Consider the following 17749-nt stretch of genomic DNA (forward strand, 5'->3'; position numbering starts at 1 on the left):
AGCGCGGCTTGAGGTGCGAGAACTGCCAAAGGCGGCGCGCTGTCTTGGATCATGGCTAGCTTTGAAGCCAGTTCTTTTAAGCCCTCCTCCCTCTCAAATTTCCGCGAAGCGAACCGATACAACTGGGCAGCCCGCCATCATTTGTCTTGGAGTCCGTCCGTGAACGTTAGAAACCTCAACTTGGCGCCGCGAGCAGCGCTGTTCTTCTCCTTGATCGTGGGGCTCGTTGTTGTGCTTGGGGTGTTTGCAGTCGCCCAAATGAGCAACCTGCGGGACATCGAAAAAGACGTCGAGCTCAACTGGATGGCCAGTATTCGCCAAACCTCGGTGATGAACGCCTCGATGCTGCGTCTGCGCTTGGAAACTCAGCGCGCCATCGCAGACCCCCGTAGCCTTCAGAAAACCCTGGAAAGCTTCCCTGAGTACCGCAAGGAAATGTCGGACGCCGTAGCCAACTACGAGCCGCTGATTGCCAGCGATCAGGAGCGCACCCTATTTTCTGCGGTCAAAACCAGCGCGCAGGCCTATCAGCAGCAGCTCGATCAGCTGGTGCCCTTGATGAGCGCGGGCAACATCGCTGAGGCCGTCAATCTGGTAGCCACCAGCATTCGTCCGCTGACCAGCACCATGGAAGACCAGATCGATCAACTTACCGATTTCAACGACAAAGGTGCCGCACAAGCGGGCCAGACCGCAGCCAACCTCTACTCCACAGGTCGCTGGCTGGTGATCGGGATCATTGTCGGGGTGGTGGTGCTGACCATGGGCCTAGCGCTTCTGCTGACCCGAAGCATCGTCTCCCCCATCAGCGATGCGTTGTCCGTGGCTGAGCGCATCGCCAACAGTGACCTGTCCAAGGACGTGAAGGTCACTGGGGCCGATGAAGCAGGCCGGCTGCTCAAGGCGTTGGCGCAGATGCAAGAGAACTTGCGCAATACCATTGTGCAGATCTCGGACTCCTCCACTCAGTTGGCCTCGGCCTCCGAGGAAATGACAGCGGTGACGGAGGCTTCCAGCCGTGGCCTGGTCGCTCAGAATGACGAGGTCAACCAAGCGGCGACGGCTGTGACCGAAATGAGCGCAGCCGTGGATGAAGTCGCTCGCAATGCAGAATCCGCCTCGCAAGATTCAAAACGTACCCAAGGCTTCACCCAAAGCGGCCAGGAGCGGGTGGCGCAGACCTTGAAGTCGATTCAACGGCTCAGCGGCAACGTGGAGCAGACCAGCGAGCAAATCCAAGGCCTGTCGGATCGCGCGCAAGATATCTCCAAAGTCGTCGAGGTGATCCGCGGCATCGCCGAGCAAACCAACCTGCTGGCTCTGAATGCGGCAATCGAGGCGGCTCGCGCAGGTGAACAGGGCCGAGGTTTTGCCGTGGTCGCAGACGAAGTCAGGGCGCTGGCACACCGCACCCAGTTGTCGACCCAAGAGATCGAACAGATGATCGCAACCATTCAGGCCGACTCCGAGCAGGCGGTTCAGGCGATGAATACCAGCCGTGACCTGGCCACCCAGTCCCTGAGTATCGCCCAGGAGGCGAGCAGCTCATTGGATGAAATCGCCAGTGCGATCACGCAGATCAACGAACGTAACCTGCAAATCGCCACAGCCTCCGAGGAGCAGTCCCACGTAGCGCGTGAAGTGGACCAGAACCTTCTGCGCATTCGCGACCTGGCTTCGCAAAGCGCTGCCGGTGCGAGCCAGACGGCGAGCGCCAGCAGTGAAATGTCGCAATTGGCAATCAACTTGAATCAGCTGGTAACGCGGTTCGTGGTCTGACATCGGAAGGTGGGCTGCATGGGTGGAGCCTGCTCCACCCTATGGCCCGCGTCGTATTTGGGTTTCAGGAACGCTTGGAAAACTGCCTTGCTTTCGACCACAAACGGCTCTCACCTTTAGCCCTGGTTTGGCCGTTAGGCTGCTGATGCTGCGATGAAAGCCGGCATGTTGATCAGGCAAACCAGCAATACTTTTCAAAAGTAATCATCAGTGGCTCTGGCTGCTCTGATTCGTTCATCACGCGCCGCCTCTACTTGCTCAAGCGTCTGCAGCGAGCATGCCTGCTCTTTGTAGCGATACATCTCCCCTGCAGGTTCGGCGACTACTACCCCGCCTTTGGCCAACAGCGCCAGCCGTGTGCCAGCAGGTAACCCAGTCATCGCGCAGTCTTCGGGGCCTAGGTGAAAAGACGCATAAACCAACAATTCGTGTGACGCCCACCGGAGCTTGCTGTTGACTACTTCGGAGAACGCAAGAAGGATCACGGCGGTATAAATCACGCCAAGCACGCACGATGCATTCACCCACTGGCGCCGGAACCCGTCCGAGCTGGGTACGAAAAGATTCCAGCAAATAGCAGTGGTGTGGCTACGCCTTACACGCTGTTTGAAAGCCGGCGCCATCATGCCGAATACCAAGGCACCGATTAACATCACCATCGCCAGGAGTAAACTCGCTGCCAGATACCAGATGTAAACCAAATAGATGAATGTCAGGGTTTTCTGTGCACCGGGAAACTGCCCCGGCTCGATACGCGTCTGCCCAAGGATGAAAGCGTCAGCTTCAGCGCTGGCTACGAGGCCCACCGCTACCGTCAGCAATGCGGCCAGTACCGTCAACCATCCCTTGTGCCGGGTATAACGCTCTACCAGCCGTAGCAAGCGTACAGCCAGCATTATCGACCCCAGACTGAGCACCGCGAATAGCCACTTTGCCAAGGTTTTATCAAGTGTGCTGCCCAACCACTGAAGCATCATCATGACCTGCAAGACAACCGCACAGGTCATAACCATCGCAGCGAGATACTCGTCGACGGCCCAGTGTTTGACATTGAAATTCAGTTTCCAGCGAAAGTGTCGGTTCTGAGTTCTGACGAAAAGCGGCCGATGAATACTGCGATCCAACCAATAGACGCCCGCTGCGAACAGCACATAGAGCGCAATATATCCCCACATAAGCCTAGGTTTCCTTGAACGTGTCCTTCACGGCGTGCCGTTGCGGCCATGCAGGCGGAAGCCGGTACGCTCACTCAGGCGCTCGTAATAGGCACTAACCGCAGGAAAGTCCGGGTGGGTCAGCGGCGTTTCAAACCAGCGGTTCACCGAAAGGCCGATCGGGATATCCGCCAGGGAGAACTCGCAACCACTGACGTACGCCCCCGTTTTGTCGAGCTGTCTGTCCAGAATCGCCATGTGCCTAGTCCATTCACGACACCCTAGCGCCAGAGCTTCTGGGTCCTGATGGGTAGCACTTTTTCTGACTAGCGACATGAACGCATAGCCCCAAGACTTGTTGAAGTCGCTAGCCTGCCAATCCATCCACTGGTCCACCCGGGCTCTGGCTTTCGCCTCTGCCGGATAAAGATGAATGGCATTTTCCCGGTTCGCCAAGTATCGAATGATCGTGTTGGACTCCCACACGACGAACCCCTCGTCATCGACCACCGGCACCATCGCGTTGGGGTTTAGCGCAGAGAATTCGGGTGTATTGGTGCTTCTGAAACCAGAGCCCCAGTCCTGCCGCTCGAAGGGAATCTGCAACTCAACACATGTCCAAACCACCTTGCGGACATTGATCGAAGAAGCCTTGCCCAGTATTTTTAGCATTTCACCTCCTTATGATCGGAGAACGGACAATCCTCATCGATTCCATTCTCGCCAGCATGGAACATACATCGTAGCCATCAACGTACGGGCTTGAAACAGCCGGTTGAAGCTGTAACATCCAGGCATCCAAGTGCCACTGCAAGGCCCTTTACCTCAATCTTTTCGAACACATGTCGCGTCGCGAGCTTATCGAATATCCCATGTTGCCCGCCCACCAGTTTAGGTGCAGGTTGCGTCTGACGTACGAGGCGAGCGATTCATCGGGTTTGATGTGGAGGGGCCTGGATTAGCGTCAACACAAGGTTGCGCTGAGCGCAAAAGCTCAAAGGAGGTGCGCAACGAAGAAGGGAGCCGGTTAAGGCTTCCTCCGTGTGCGACAGTTTTTACTCCTGTGCGACAGTTTCAATTCTCAGAATCCAATCTAGGCCTTCCAATAAAGACTGTACTTTCAATCGGTTATAGGATGATAGCTGCAGACGCTGCTGACATCTTCATCAAGCTGTCATGATCGGCAAAATCTAGGGTTGCAATCAAAAACACAGACAATAAATCCTGTAAAATCACTTAAACACATGATTTTAAATGTTTTTTCAAGCTGACTTAACCACAACGGCTTTTCCTGACCCTTGGATTAAGCCCTCGCTGGAGAGACTGGAGGGCGTGGTTGCAACCTGCTCAAGGATCTTAGGATAGGTTTCCTAATACTTCTGAAAACGCGGACAGTGCGATAGCTACTGAAGGGCGACGAAATGAGCGCGGCTCCAATAATGAACATCGCCTGTGCGCCCATACCTCCTAGGAACGCTCCGAAGCGGCTCGCCTTCGCAATGATCATCATGTAGTGGTCTACTAACCCCGGACACCCATTTAGGCGAGAATGCTCGCCATAGAGAGGTGTCCGATGACCAAGCAACGCCGTACCTTTACCCCTGAGTTCAAGCGCGAAGCTGCCTGCCTGGTGCTCGATCAAGGCTACAGCCATGCCGAAGCGGCCCGTTCGCTCGGCTTGGTCGAGTCGGCCCTGCGCCGATGGGTTAATCAGCTTCAGCAGGAGCGCGGCGGCGTTACGCCGGCCAGCAAAGCGTTGACGCCAGAGCAGCAAAAAATCCAAGAGTTGGAAGCCCGGATCACGCGCCTTGAACGCGAGAAATCGATACTAAAAAAGGCTACCGCGCTCTTGATGTCGGAAGATCTCGAGCGTACGCGCTGATCCGCCAGCTCAGCGACCATGAGCCCGTTGATTGTTTGTGCGAAGTGTTCGAAGTCACTCGCTCAAGTTACTACGCACATCTTCACAGAAGGCGAACTCCGGACGCTGAACGACTACGGTTGCGCAGTCGAGTGAATGAGTTGTTCACGCGAGGTCGAAGTGCGCCCGGCAGCCGTACCATCATGGCAATGATGCAAGGAGAGGGTGAGCAAATCGGGCGGTTCAAGGTAAGCAGCCTGATGCGAGAGCTGGCGTTGATCAGCAAGCAGCCAGGATCACATGCGTACAAAAAGGCCACAGTGGAGCGGCCAGATATACCGAATACCTTGAACCGAGCATTTGATGTCGAAGCTCCAAATCAGGTCTGGTGTGGAGACATCACTTACGTCTGGGCACAGGGCAAATGGCACTATCTGGCAGTTGTCCTGGATCTCTATGCACGCAGAGTGGTTGGCTGGGCCTTGTCAGAAAAGCCGGATGGAGACCTGGTGGTCAAAGCGCTGGACGTCGCCTACGAACAACGTGGAAAGCCTCAAGGACTCCTGTTCCACTCTGACCAGGGATCGCAATATGGCAGCCGTCAGTTCCGCCAGAGACTGTGGCGCTACCGCATGCGCCAGAGCATGAGCCGCCGAGGCAACTGTTGGGATAATGCACCGATGGAGCGAGTCTTCCGCAGCTTGAAATCAGAGTGGATACCGACCACGGGCTACCTGACCGGGCAGCAAGCTCAACGAGACATTGGCCAATACCTGATGGGCCACTACAACTGGATCCGGCCTCATCAGTTCAACGATGGGCTGGCTCCGGCGAAAGCTGAAGAAAAACTCAAAACCGTGTCCGGGATGAGTTGACCACTACATCAGCCCATTGATGAAGATGCGCGCGCTGCCTCACCTATTGAGACATAAAAGACGAAAAACTAGAAAGAGCCTGCCTAGATTCGTGAGCGCCCGCCAAATTCAACCAGTTTAAGACATTAGGGCATCTGGTTGACCGCAACGAAACCCGTTCAGCGCAGCCGTGCATAAGAAAATCGCATGCATCCCATAATCAAATCGCGGTTATGTAGCCCATACGAAAAGCTGATAATCCATTCGGAAAAGACGCACCTATAAGCGTCATCCGCGTGGCCCTTTGAGCCTGCCACTCAGATACGTAATACAGAGTTTTGTGCAAACTCTACAGGGGAGTCGGATGAACAAGTATTGTATAACCGTGATTGCAGCAGCCTTGGCAACCCAGAGTGTGTTAGCTATGGCGCAAGAACCTAGTAGCTGCCAAGTGATCAGAACGGCAAATGTCGGCTGGCTTGATGGGATCTCAACGAATGCGCTGACTCAAGTGGTTGCGCAAGGCCTAGGCTACGAATTCGACGATAAAATGCTTTCCCTTCCAATCGTCTTGAAATCCCTCAGTGAGGGTAAACTTGACACATTCATCAATTATTGGTCGCCTTCGCAAGATCCGTTGATCAACCCTCTTAGGGACTCACTGGCAGTCCTTCAAGCGCCGAATCTGACAGGGGCCAAATACACACTCGCGGTACCCAAATTTCTGGCTGATGAAGGCTTGAGAGATTTCAAGGACATCGAGAAATTCAAAGACCAGCTGGGTGGACGCATTTATGGCATCCAACCTGGCAGCGGCGGCAACACCTTGGTGCAGAAAATCATCACAGACAACTCGTATGGATTGAAGGACTTTAAACTGATTGAGTCTGGCGAGGCAGGCATGATCCAGGAAGTAACCCGCTCGATTCAGCGGAAAAAGCCGATCGTGTTCCTGGCCTGGGCGCCTCATCCGATGAACATAAACCTGGACATTTTTTACCTCACGGGCGGCGATGATTCCTTCGGCCCCGACTTCGGTGCTGCGACCGTCAAAACTATCACTTCGAAGGATTACGCCGAGCGCTGCGGTAACATTGGAAAGCTCTACAGCAACCTGAGGTTCACAGTCGAAATGGAGAGTAGCATGATGAACTCTCTCGACAAAAAAGAGCCGGCTTTGAGTGCGGCGAAGAAATGGCTAGCCAATCATCCCGAGACCCTGGACAGTTGGCTGGATGGTGTGACTACGATTGATGGAAAAGATGGTAAGACAGCAGTTCTGGCAAGCCTCTCCAAATAGATAAAACAGAGCCGCTTCAATGAAGCGGCTTTTCTTCGTCTGAAAGTCAGGATGGACGAGACCTAGACTGCGTGGAGAACAGTTGCTACTGATACGTATCGACGCGGCAATAGCATCGAGGCCGCAAAAAATATCAAACGTACAGCGGACAACCTTTGCAGACATTAAAATCAAGGTGTTGGTCATGACTACTACAGCTTCAGGGACAGAAGAGCTAGAGGATAATGAAACTGCGATGCTTAGAATCGATCTGTCAGCAGCGCTCAAAGTGGACGCAGCTTTTGGGTGGACTGAATCGGTCGTTGGCTGGGAGCCCTATGCAGGCATGACAGGACGATCATTAAAGACCACTTAACTAGCCAGTAGACAGCTGGAATGATGCATACAGCTCACTTACACGACCGGGTAAATCGTACACTCTAGCTTTAGCGCCATTTAGAAACTCAAAGACCAAGAATAGATATTTAACTGCTTTATAAAATCCAGCTCTATTTAGTACCATCCGTCCTCGCAGGCGCCCCACTCGGACGGATGAAATCATTATCTCATCGGTTGATCTAGTGCACTTCGCCCCATTGTCTGATCGCCAACATACTTAGGATCAAATGCGGGGCGGGTGAAAATCCTCCTGACCATCGCTTCAAAATGCTCCAGCGGACGCGTTGGATACTCGGGATCGAAGGACGCCTGATCCCATACCTCGCAGAACCGCACACAGCTGTCGTAGTACGGATGCTGTTTGTACATATCCCGTTCGTTTCGGTCGCCACCGAAAAAATGAACGTAGTAGTAATTCTGAAACAGGCCATGGTAGTTGATCACCCATGTCACTTCAGGCCGAACGTAGGGTCTGAGGATAGACGCAGCATACTGCGAATGATTGTAAGGGGCCAGCTCATCACCTAGGTCGTGGACGAGGGCGGCAACAATCATCTCTTCGTCCGCACCATCGTCCTCAGCCCGGCAAGCGGTCTGCAGCGAGTGATCGAGCCTGCTGACCTTGTAGCCGCTGAGCGAGTGCTCAAGGTCTCGCAGACACTTCAGGATCCGATCGGGCAACTCTTTCGCGAAGTCGGCTTCCAGCTGAGTGAGCATTTCATACTCGGCTTTGGTGCCATCTTTCATCTGAGTAAAGGCTACGGTTTCCATCATCGGTCCTCAGGCTTTCGAATCTTGTCGGGCTTTCAAGCTTCTTTTCATGGCCTTGTAGATGCCCTTTGGGCCATCCATATCCATGTAGCACCCTTGCAGGTGGCGCCGCCCTTGGCTGGTGTCAAAGCTTGTGCGCCCATGGAGAACGCGTGTGTTGTTGAACATTTGAAGCTCGCCCTTTTCCAGCTTAAAGCGGCGCTCAAAAGCAGGGTCGGTAAACAGTTGACCCATACGGCGACGGGCCCGATGGAACACGGCCATGTCGTGCTCGCCCAGCAAAGGCAAATAATCGAGACGTGGGCTGTAGCTCACTCCAGTCATGCGACCAAGAGCATCAGTCATGATGATCGGGCGACGCTCGATCAGCTCGACATCATCATCTACGTGACGATATCGAACAGGCACCTTCATCAGCATGTCGAAGCCTTCCGGATCCTCCAGTTTCAGTTGCTCCGCAACTGCCAGGCTATCAACCAGGGTAGACAGGCCGCCCGATGTCTCGTTGATCAAGCAATGCAGAAGCTGAACGCCTGGCATTGGATCGCGATACGGGTTGTCGGTATGAGGGTCAAGATGGATTGAGCGGTAGGCCAAGTCGTTCGAGTTAGGGCGGGAATAGACCTCGAAATACTTACCAAAATTGGTTTCGCGCACCTGACCAAAAATCTTACCCACGTCCAGCACCGACTCTGTCTCGGTCGGCACATTCTGGATAATAAGAACGCCGTAGGTCAGGAACTTGCTGAATGCTTCCAGACGGTAATCAAACTCAGTCAGTCGATTAAAATCAATGTGGATAAGCTGACTATCGACGTCGCTTTTCCAGCTGATCGGGGTTGGTAGACCATCCAACGGGTCGAAGTCCGCACGGAACTCGCTCAGATCATACAGACCTGCATAGCCATCGCTGAATGACAGCCATGCCTTATCTTCCCCCTTGGCTTCAGCCTCAACTAACTTGAGACCGTCAGGAAGATTGTGAGGGTTGAACAGCCGCTGCTGGGTAGTGACGTCGAGGCTAACAGCGTCTTGGCACCGCTCACGCAACCAGAGTGGTGCCAGCGTGATGCTTTCCCCTGGCAACTGTGCGATCACGGATGCCGGTTGTTGCTTGATTTCGAAAGTGACCTGTACCATGAGAACCTCCAAATAGGTGGACTCAGTATCCTTACGTGATCAGAGGATAAACACCCGTACCCCCCTTATTTGAGGTATGCAGAAACTTTATGGAGCCGAGCGAACAAGACCTTCCGCCACTCAAGTCTTTGGTCGCCTTTGAGGCCACGGTTCGCTTAGGCTCAATGACTGCCGCAGCTGCTGAGCTGGGCACCACCCAACCTGCTATTTCTCAGCGGATCCGCACGCTGGAGGAGTCATTCGGCTGCGTGCTGTTTGAGCGCAATGGGAAGCTGCTGCGCCCCACCTATGAGGGTCAACAAATCTACTCCGGCCTCGCCTCTCCAGTAAGTGAAATCAAAGCTGCGGTGAAGCGTATGCGCCGCCATTTCAACAAACAGAAGCCTACGATTTCCATAGCCGCCAATTTTGGATTTTGTTACTTCTGGCTAATGCCAAAGCTCCCTGCTCTCCAAGGTCAATTCCCACAGATCCAGTTCAAGATTCGTCCGGTGAATTTGGATGACGATCCGATGCTCCAGGATGCGGATATTGCAATCCAATTCGGGTCTCTAGATGGGGACTTCCGGTTTGAGAAGTTGCTGATTCCCGAGACCGTATTTCCGGTGTGCAGTCCAGCGTTAGCTGAGAAGCTTGGGCTAGTCCAAGGATCAGTTATAACCAGCATAGAGGGCTTACCCCTGCTGCACAAAGACAATGACGACTCCCGTTGGCTGGATTGGAACCACTGGTGCCAACAGGCGAAAATCACGCCCCCAGAGGAAGCACCGGTTTTCTGCTTCAATAACTACCCGCTTTTACTGACTGCTGCGCAGGATGGTGAAGGCGTCGCGCTGGGCTGGGCAGGTTTGATTGAAGATCAGATCAAATGTGGAAAACTCATAGCGCTAGGCCCATCAATCCATAGGCCACACAGAGGTTATATCGTACGATCTAACTATCACGAAACTTTTCTCGTAAGAGATATACTTCAGTGGTTGATTTCGGCAAACTGAAACGATGGATAAGTCGATACGTTGTTTAAACTTTCTGCATGGGAAAAGACTTAATTGAACCATCATGTAAACCTGCTGGCTGCTATCTATCGATACCTAAAAAATTAAAATTTGCTTGACTTAATAATGCCAGTGAGTCTTAAGCGAACACGCACTACGTCTTGCGCAAAGGTATCCAGTTATGCAGCAAAAGTGCGTATTCCACGACCATTCGGACACCGATCCCTCGGTCATTCGGACACTTTCAGGTAGACGGCAAGACAAGACTATACACTGCCATCGACCTATTTTATCGAAGGAAATAGGTCGGCTGAGCGTTTTTATGTGGAGCGATCAGCGGCTTCTACCACCATAATGACTGGTGACCGTTGCTGTGGCCAACTGATGTCCTATGATTTTTTAACAACGTAATTCACTGCGAGGGAAGCATGAAGGGAAATCAGCCGATCGAAATCATAGCTGCCACCCCAGTCCAGAAAGGCTGAAATTTCTTTCAGTTCAGATTTGAAGAATCGAACCTTATTTTGAAATTTCCGAATTTCGTAGACAGCATATGAGTCCCAGCAGAGGAACAAAGAACGTTCCAGCTACGAGCGAATTGACTCTTCAGGCTGAATTCGCAAACGCGGTATGGAGAGCATGCTGAGATTGCTTGGATAACGTAACTGAGTGGTGCCGACTCACGCGACCGCGTCCCCTACAGAAGGCCGCGGTCGCGCATGACAGCTTTTATTGTGGCGGTACCGCTTTTATTGTCGGAAACCAATTGTGGGTGCTCGGAACATAGTTTGACACAGAGGCCCGCAGAATCCGCGGCTTCCAGCGCCGGGAGCACTGCACGTAAACAAAACATAGTTTGACACAGCTAAGCGCACCGGCGAAAAGGCCCACTCGGTTTTCGGATTAAAGTTTGTCACAGTCAGCGACCAGCCTATCGGCGGTCTGCTCATTAATCCTCAAAGTCGTCCGCCCCCAATCTCCAGATGCCCTGGGCTCGTCAGCAAATGTGCGAGGAGCTTGTGCTGCGAGTACCTGTTTTCGAATGGGTTGATAAGGTGTCACCCGATGGGTCTCCCATGACCAGTATTCATCATGGCCAACCAGTACCACGCAGCTGTAGTTCTTCAGCAGTTCTGGGTTGGAATGCAAATCATGTTGGGTGGCCATATCCACCGTGTAGTTTTGGCGCTCAGCCCATTGAAGGAAGTGTCGCTCGTAACTTGCCCAGCCAGCGGAGGCGTACTTCTTACTGAAGCCGTTTGCGTAAGCCCATTCCGCATGCAGGTAACGCGGTGCAGCGCCCATCTTTGGCGGAGTGCGCAACGGAATTCGCGGTGCGCCCTCCGGTAGCCAGGCAAAGCCTCTGCTGAAAGGCCGCTGCGTGCTGACGATTGGGCTTGGCTGGTCACGGTCGGGACCGCAGGTACCTTCGTAGTAATTGGATCCGCCCCAGTCGTTATATGCGACCCAAGTTGCGGTGCAGGCGACCAGCAACAGTGCATTCGGCGCGGAGGGCTGGCGCGCTTTAATGATGATGGGAAAGTGGTGCTCAATCCGCTGAGTGGTGTCATAGCCCTCGATATGCAGGATGTAACCACCGCTACGCGTATCCAGGGGAATGTCGAAGGTATTCGACACCGGCCAATTGCAGCCATTAACAGAGCAGTCTTCGGGCGTCTCGTAATACATCCCTTGCTGATGCTCTGCGCAATACACCTCGATCGGCTCGGCACCATCACGGTACATCCGCAAATTGTAGTGGCGCAGGGTGGTGCATGTGTGGATTCGTATCACTTCGCCGGGGAAGTAAGAGAGTCGATCGGTATAGCACCAGGCAGCGGGAGCAGCGCGGTCGCGTGCCGGGACCTCATGGAAATTTTCCAGCGTCGCGCTTGGCCAGGTGCTTTGCACAGTGCTGCGGCGGTGTGGCGTGCGCGTGTTGTTATTTGAATTCATATGCCCTGGCCAACCTGGTTGATTGCAGAATGGGGCCGATTATTGAGCGTTCATGAGGCGCGCACTCCACAGTTGCGGTCGCTCGCTATACATTTTCGGTACGGACATTGCTCAATGTCATACAGGGGCAAATACGCTGTTACGAGGGACACAGAGATGGCAGTTGATATCAGTCGTCGAGAGCCTTGCACGATTACAGTACTGCTACTTGAGCAGTTCGCGATGATTGCACTAGCGTCGACCATCGAGCCGCTCCGCGAAGCGAACTGGATCGTTGGAGGGCATGCCTACGACATCAAGGTCGTGTCCCATGACGGCAACGCGGTTACTTCGAGCAATGGCATGTCCATCAATGTCGATGGTGGGATAGCTGATGTCAGTGCGAGCTCGATGGTCATCGTCTGCAGCAGTTGGGACCCGCACCTGTACATGACGCCCGCAATACTTGCGTGGTTGCGCAAGCTCGCACGGCAAGGTAGCAGGGTCGGCGCTGTCGAAACGGGGACCTACGTACTGGCCAGTGCAGGCCTTCTGGATGGGCACCGGGCGACCATCCATTGGGAAAACCTGGAAGGGTTCACCGAATCATTTCCCAGAGTAAAAATATCCAACGGAATATTCGAGGTTGACCGCACGCGCTTTTCTGCAGCGGGTGCGTCGGCAGCGCTGGACATGATGCTGTACATGATTGAAGAGACCCACGGCCCGGCGATTGCTACAGCGGTCGCTGACGGATTCGTTTACCGGCGCACACGGCAGGCTAGCAGCCCACAGAGGTCGGGGCCCCAGGAACGGCTCAACCTCAGACAGCCGAGGCTTACACGCATTCTCGAGTTTCTGTCGCAGAACCTTGATCGTCATCTCGATGTTGCAGAGATGGCTTTGGTCGAGCAGATCTCAGATCGAGAGGTCAGACGCCTTTTCAGTGTCCATTTGAACAGTACCCCTCAGGCCTACCACCGAAGGCTGCGCCTTGAAAAGGCAAGGGCGCTTCTGAAGCAGACCATGATGAGCGTCACGGACATCTCGGTGTGCTGCGGGTTTAGCTCCAGCTCCGATTTTTCCAGGGCGTTCAAGCGGGAGTATGGAGTACAGCCGGTCGGTGACCGCGGCGCCACGTATCATTCTGACTGGTCGGGTTCTAGCCGTACTTAATTTGGCAAGTTATGGGTATCCTCTCTACTCAAGTACGCCTGTCCACGACAACTGAGCTGTAAAGGTGTCATCCATGCGCCGTTTTCTACCTTCCCTGTCTGCCCTGCAAGCATTTGAAGCAGCAGCACGCCACCTGAGTTTCACCCGTGCAGCAGAGGACCTGCAAATCACCCAAAGCGGTGTCAGCCGGCAAATTTCCAACCTCGAACGACAATTGGGTGTCGAGCTTTTCCAACGCGCCGGATCCCGCCTAATCTTGACCGACGCAGGCAGGACGTACTTGCGCGATGTCGACCAGATGCTCAACCAATTGGAAGAAGTGACCATCGACCTCGTTCGGGGGCGCAAGGCTGACCTCTCACTGATGGTCGGGGGCAATCCAACGTTTCTGTCTCGTTGGCTGATACCCCGCCTTGAAGGCTTCTTTCACTTGGTTCCCGGGGTGCCAATTGACGTCTTCCCCATCTCTGATGAAATTGACTTCCAGACCAGTGCTATCGACATCGCCATTGCCCGAGGTGCCGGCGCCTGGGCGGGTGCCCGTGCCCTTGAACTGTTTGCCGAAGAGTTGGTGGTCGTGGCGGCGCCCAGGCTGATCCCCTTGAACGAGAAACTGGACTATCTGGATTTTTGCACAATCCCTACCCTGCAAAACTCCAGCAGGCCAAGCCTTTGGCTGCAGTGGCTCAGGGCTTCGGGGGTTGCGCATACCGGTCAGATCCAAGGCGCCAGGTTTTCCCAAAGTGAAATGCTGATCAGTGCAGCAGTTGCCGGGTTGGGCCTGGCGGTGGTGCCCATACACTACGTGCAAAAGGAACTGGAGCAAGGTGAGTTGCACTTGCCATTCGGGGCACCAGCACGTTCAAGCGATTCGTACTGGGTTGTCAGCCCCGAGCGCAAGCAGCACAAGAAGCACGCACTAGACTTTCGTGACTGGCTGATCCAGCAGGCGCGCAAGGATACGTCCTTCATGCAGGCCTTGATGCGCGAGGCGTAATGAACGAAGGGTGCCAGGCACCCTTCGCCGGCTGCACTCAGAAAATCTTCAGCGGATACGAGGTAATCACGCGCAACTCGTTCAGGTCGCTCAGTGCATTGGCATTCGAGCCACGGGCGGTGGCATAGCGCACTTGCATCGACAGCCCCTTGGCAGTGCCGCTCTGCACCACATACTTCAGGTCGATGTCGCGCTCCCAATGCTTCACATCGTCGCCATAGCGGTTGGCGTAGAAGCTGTTGGCCTTGGTGCCATCGATATCCCAGCCCCGCACGTAACGCGCCATCAGGCTCAAGCCCGGAATACCCTGTGCCGCAAAGTCATAGTCATAGCGCAGTTGTGCCGACTTTTCGTTGGGCCCGTTGAAGTCCGAATACTGCACCGAGTTCGCCAACCACAGACGGCCATATTGGCCAGGGGTGCCCTGGTGGTCGAACGCCTCGTCACCCTGTACTTGCTGGAACGCCAGGCCAATGCGATGAGCACCAAATTTAAGCCCGCTGGCCAGGCTCCAGGTGGTGTTGGAAATTGACCCGGCTTTTTCGGCACCACTGCTCAGGGTTCGGTACAGGTTGAAGGTGGTGTCCCAGGCCAGGCCGTTACCGATTGGCGTGGCGTAGGTGGCCCCCACATAGTACTGGTGCCAGATGTCTTCGAGCTCCGATCCGTATGCCAGCAAAGACAGCTCATTCACCGGTTTGTAGACGATACCGGCATAGCGCGCCGAGCGGGCATCGATGCTGGCGTTGCTGTTGGTGAAAGTCAGACCGATTGCGCTGTCATGGCCCTGATCCACCCGCGAACTGCCGCTGGTGAAATAGCCCGCATCCAGCATCACTTGCTTGAGTTCGTTGCTCTGCAAGGAGAAGCCGGTATAGCTCTGGGGCAGCAAACGGCTGTCCGAATAGTTGAAGACCGGATTGTCAGGTTGCTGGCTGCCGTATTTCAGCACCGTGTTGGAAATTCGCATCTTGACCACCGGGTTGAAACGCTGCTGGAACGCCTGCGGATGCCCGTCGCTGCCCACCGGCATCAACCCGGAACCAACCCGTCCCGGGCCACCATCGAGGTTTTGCGCCAGATACTCCTGCAAGTCGACCCCAAAACCGACGGTGCCGGTGGTGTAGCCGGAGCGGTAGTTCAGCATCAACGCATGGGCCCACTCCTCCGCATAGTTCTGCGTGCCGGCAGGCCGGTTGACGAAGTTGCGATGGAAGTAGAAGTTGCGGTAGAGGGCGTCGAGGCTCGAGTCTTCGACGAAGCCCTTGGCCTGTGATTGTGCAGATGGCTCGGCCTGGGCCAGCCAGGGAAGCAGCGCCAGCACGGTGACTGCATAAGTAGTTTTCATTCGGGTTCCCGACCTGTGGGTTGGCAGATGTGTGAAGGAATGCCTGGTTATTGTTGGTTTTGACTCAAGGTCGGCCGGGCCTGGTCTGCGCCGGGCCCGCCGGGTAACAGGCTCAGCCCATCCAGGCACTGACTGGGGCCTGTGTTTCGTGGAGCTCCCTGACGCGGACCTCCACCAGGCTCGGGCCATTGAAGTGCAGGGCTTGTTCGATCGCGGCTTGAACGTCTTCGTCTTCGCCAACGCTCCAGGCCCGAATGCCGTGGGCCTCGGCAATGCGCGCGCTGTTGGAGGGGCTGAAATCCACGGAGAAGTAGCGCTCGCCGTAGCTGGCGAACTGCCCGGCCTTGATCCAGCCGTAGTTGCTGTTACTAAGCACGATGAGGGTGACCGGGATACCCAGGCGGCTGATGGTTTCCAGCTCGCTGGACGAGAAGCCGAAACTGCCATCGCCCATGACGGCAACGCACTTCTGTTCGGGGCGCGCGTAGTAGGCCCCGACTACGCCGGGCAAGGAGAAGCCCAGGCCACCGTGGAAGCGGTTGTAGACAATGTTGTTGCCTGCCACTTCGGTATCCAGGTAGGCCGACAGGAATGGGGTGGGCGTGCCGGGGTCGATCACCAGCACGGCGTCGTCCGGCAATGCGGCCTTCAACGCCCGGACCACGATTTCCGGCTCGACCTTGTCGGTTGCGGAACGAATCGGTCGTTCCAAGGCGGCCTTGCGCGCAGCCTTCACCGTTGCCACGGCATCGAGCAGGTCATCGCGCTGAACCTGATCGCCTCGCAAGGCCTCTTCCAGCAACTGGCCAAGGATGGTGCGGGCATCGCCCATCAGCGGGAAACGGGTTTCGTAGTTGCTGCCTATGACATGGGCGTCGATGTCGATATGGCCAATGACTTTTTCGCCGATTCGTGGATTGCACCACTTCTCCGTAACCACCGAACCTGCGCGGGTGCCGATGAACACCACCAGGTCACAGCCGGCCATGAAGGCGCGGGCCTCAGGGGTTGAGCCATTGGTACCGGCCACACCGACAGCAAAGGGGTTGCGGTCCGATACGGCCCCCTGGCCACTGATCGAGGTGGCAATGGCAACGCCCAGGCGGGCACTGACTTGCTCCAGCACCTCGCAGGCATCAGCCAGGACAACGCCACCACCGCAGACGAACACGGGGCGCCGGGCACTGCGCAGGGCCTGGACAGTGTCGCGCACAGTTTGCGGGTCGGCGCCGGGGCGCACGGCCGGGAAGTGGTTGAACTGGGCATAGGCATAGACCTCGCTCGCATCCAGTTCACCCTTCATCACATCGTAGGGCACTGCGATGTGTGCAGCGCCCGGTGCGCCACTGGTCATTTCCAGAAAGGCCGTGCGCAACACCTTGGGCAGCCGCGCCGGGGTTTCGATCACCGCGTTCCACTTGGTAACTGGCTTGAACAACGCTTTCATGTCCAGTTCGGTCAGCACGAACTTGTCACGCCCGGCCACCGGGATGTCCGAGTTGATACCCAGCACACACACCGATGAACCGTTGGCCTCGGCGATCCCTGGCAGCATGTAGGTCGCGCCGGCACCACTGGGCCCTTCGCAAACGCCTACTTTGCCAGTCAACTTGGCATAAACATATGCCATGTAACTGGCACAGCGCTCATCCCTGGCCAGCACATGAGTAATACCGTGATCCAACCGATAAAGGGCATCATAAAACGGCAGGCTGGTATCGCCGGTAACGCCAAATATGTGTTCAACCCCTTGCAGTTGCAACATGCGCACCAACGCATCGCCGCCGCTCATGGTTGCATTCGGGGCACTTTTTTCCGTCATGAAACAGGGTCCTCGCTAAATACGGGCATGCCCCGGAAACAACACCGAGACACAGACAAGTGAATGACGAAAACATTACGCAGCAATAAAAATTGGCAAACAAGCGGATAAAAGTTGTGCGTCGCTGACTTTTCCTCATGCCGGCGACGCCCTGACTAAAAGTAATGAGCAAGCAACTTATACTCGCTTGCCCTGCCCCACAGCGTTCGCCAAGATGCTGAAAAGCGTTGCTCGGACCG

General features: G+C 55.2%; 13 protein-coding genes. 6 read left to right on the forward strand and 7 right to left on the reverse strand.

Translation table 11 applies throughout. The features are described from left to right. Positions 1-159: 159 nt before the first annotated feature. Positions 160-1779: a methyl-accepting chemotaxis protein gene (locus J5M56_RS10000; protein WP_207936672.1), complete on the forward strand. Its 1620-nt coding sequence runs from the start codon at positions 160-162 to the stop codon at positions 1777-1779. 194 nt (positions 1780-1973) lie between these two features. On the opposite strand, the gene J5M56_RS10005 is transcribed toward J5M56_RS10000, so the two are convergent. After that, on the reverse strand, positions 1974-2954 hold the full coding sequence (locus tag J5M56_RS10005) for a hypothetical protein (RefSeq protein ID WP_207936673.1): 981 nt from the start codon (positions 2952-2954) through the stop codon (positions 1974-1976). A 27-nt stretch (positions 2955-2981) separates the two neighbouring features. After that, a complete protein-coding gene (locus J5M56_RS10010; RefSeq protein ID WP_207936674.1) occupies positions 2982-3605 on the reverse strand; it encodes a glutathione S-transferase in 624 nt (207 codons plus the stop codon). 901 nt (positions 3606-4506) lie between these two features. Between J5M56_RS10010 and J5M56_RS10015 the strand changes: the two genes are divergently transcribed. Continuing rightward, a protein-coding gene (locus tag J5M56_RS10015) for an IS3 family transposase (protein WP_207936675.1) occupies positions 4507-5669 on the forward strand; the annotation gives its coding sequence in 2 pieces (ribosomal slippage) (positions 4507-4762 and positions 4762-5669; 1164 coding nt in all). A gap of 343 nt (positions 5670-6012) precedes the next feature. Then, positions 6013-6948, forward strand: a complete 936-nt coding sequence (gene choX, locus J5M56_RS10020) for a choline ABC transporter substrate-binding protein (RefSeq protein ID WP_207936676.1) — start codon at positions 6013-6015, stop codon at positions 6946-6948. A 540-nt stretch (positions 6949-7488) separates the two neighbouring features. Here the strand turns inward: choX and J5M56_RS10025 are convergent. Both J5M56_RS10025 and J5M56_RS10030 read right to left on the reverse strand, forming a co-directional pair. Continuing rightward, positions 7489-8100, reverse strand: a complete 612-nt coding sequence (locus J5M56_RS10025) for an HD domain-containing protein (RefSeq protein WP_207936677.1) — start codon at positions 8098-8100, stop codon at positions 7489-7491. Between the two features lie 6 nt (positions 8101-8106). After that, positions 8107-9237, reverse strand: a complete 1131-nt coding sequence (locus J5M56_RS10030; protein WP_243430660.1) for a TauD/TfdA family dioxygenase — start codon at positions 9235-9237, stop codon at positions 8107-8109. Between the two features lie 89 nt (positions 9238-9326). Here J5M56_RS10030 and J5M56_RS10035 point away from each other — a divergent pair, with 89 nt between their 5' ends. Then, on the forward strand, positions 9327-10232 hold the full coding sequence (locus J5M56_RS10035; RefSeq protein WP_207936687.1) for a LysR family transcriptional regulator: 906 nt from the start codon (positions 9327-9329) through the stop codon (positions 10230-10232). A 903-nt stretch (positions 10233-11135) separates the two neighbouring features. Here J5M56_RS10035 and J5M56_RS10040 read toward each other — a convergent pair. Beyond that, on the reverse strand, positions 11136-12188 hold the full coding sequence (locus J5M56_RS10040) for a N,N-dimethylformamidase beta subunit family domain-containing protein (RefSeq protein WP_207936689.1): 1053 nt from the start codon (positions 12186-12188) through the stop codon (positions 11136-11138). Between the two features lie 156 nt (positions 12189-12344). Here J5M56_RS10040 and J5M56_RS10045 point away from each other — a divergent pair, with 156 nt between their 5' ends. Both J5M56_RS10045 and J5M56_RS10050 read left to right on the forward strand, forming a co-directional pair. Then, on the forward strand, positions 12345-13343 hold the full coding sequence (locus J5M56_RS10045; RefSeq protein ID WP_207936691.1) for a GlxA family transcriptional regulator: 999 nt from the start codon (positions 12345-12347) through the stop codon (positions 13341-13343). A 73-nt stretch (positions 13344-13416) separates the two neighbouring features. Then, positions 13417-14340 carry a LysR substrate-binding domain-containing protein gene (locus tag J5M56_RS10050; RefSeq protein ID WP_207936693.1) on the forward strand — a complete coding sequence of 308 codons (924 nt, stop codon included), beginning with the start codon at positions 13417-13419 and terminating at the stop codon, positions 14338-14340. 37 nt (positions 14341-14377) lie between these two features. Here J5M56_RS10050 and J5M56_RS10055 read toward each other — a convergent pair whose 3' ends face one another. Both J5M56_RS10055 and J5M56_RS10060 read right to left on the reverse strand, forming a co-directional pair. Beyond that, a complete protein-coding gene (locus tag J5M56_RS10055; RefSeq protein WP_207936695.1) occupies positions 14378-15688 on the reverse strand; it encodes an OprD family porin in 1311 nt (436 codons plus the stop codon). Between the two features lie 112 nt (positions 15689-15800). Continuing rightward, positions 15801-17510, reverse strand: coding sequence for a thiamine pyrophosphate-binding protein (locus J5M56_RS10060; RefSeq protein ID WP_207936697.1), 1710 nt, complete (start codon positions 17508-17510; stop codon positions 15801-15803). Positions 17511-17749 lie beyond the last annotated feature (239 nt).

Source organism: Pseudomonas sp. 51_B (assembly GCF_017491595.1).
GTDB lineage: Bacteria > Pseudomonadota > Gammaproteobacteria > Pseudomonadales > Pseudomonadaceae > Aquipseudomonas > Aquipseudomonas promysalinigenes.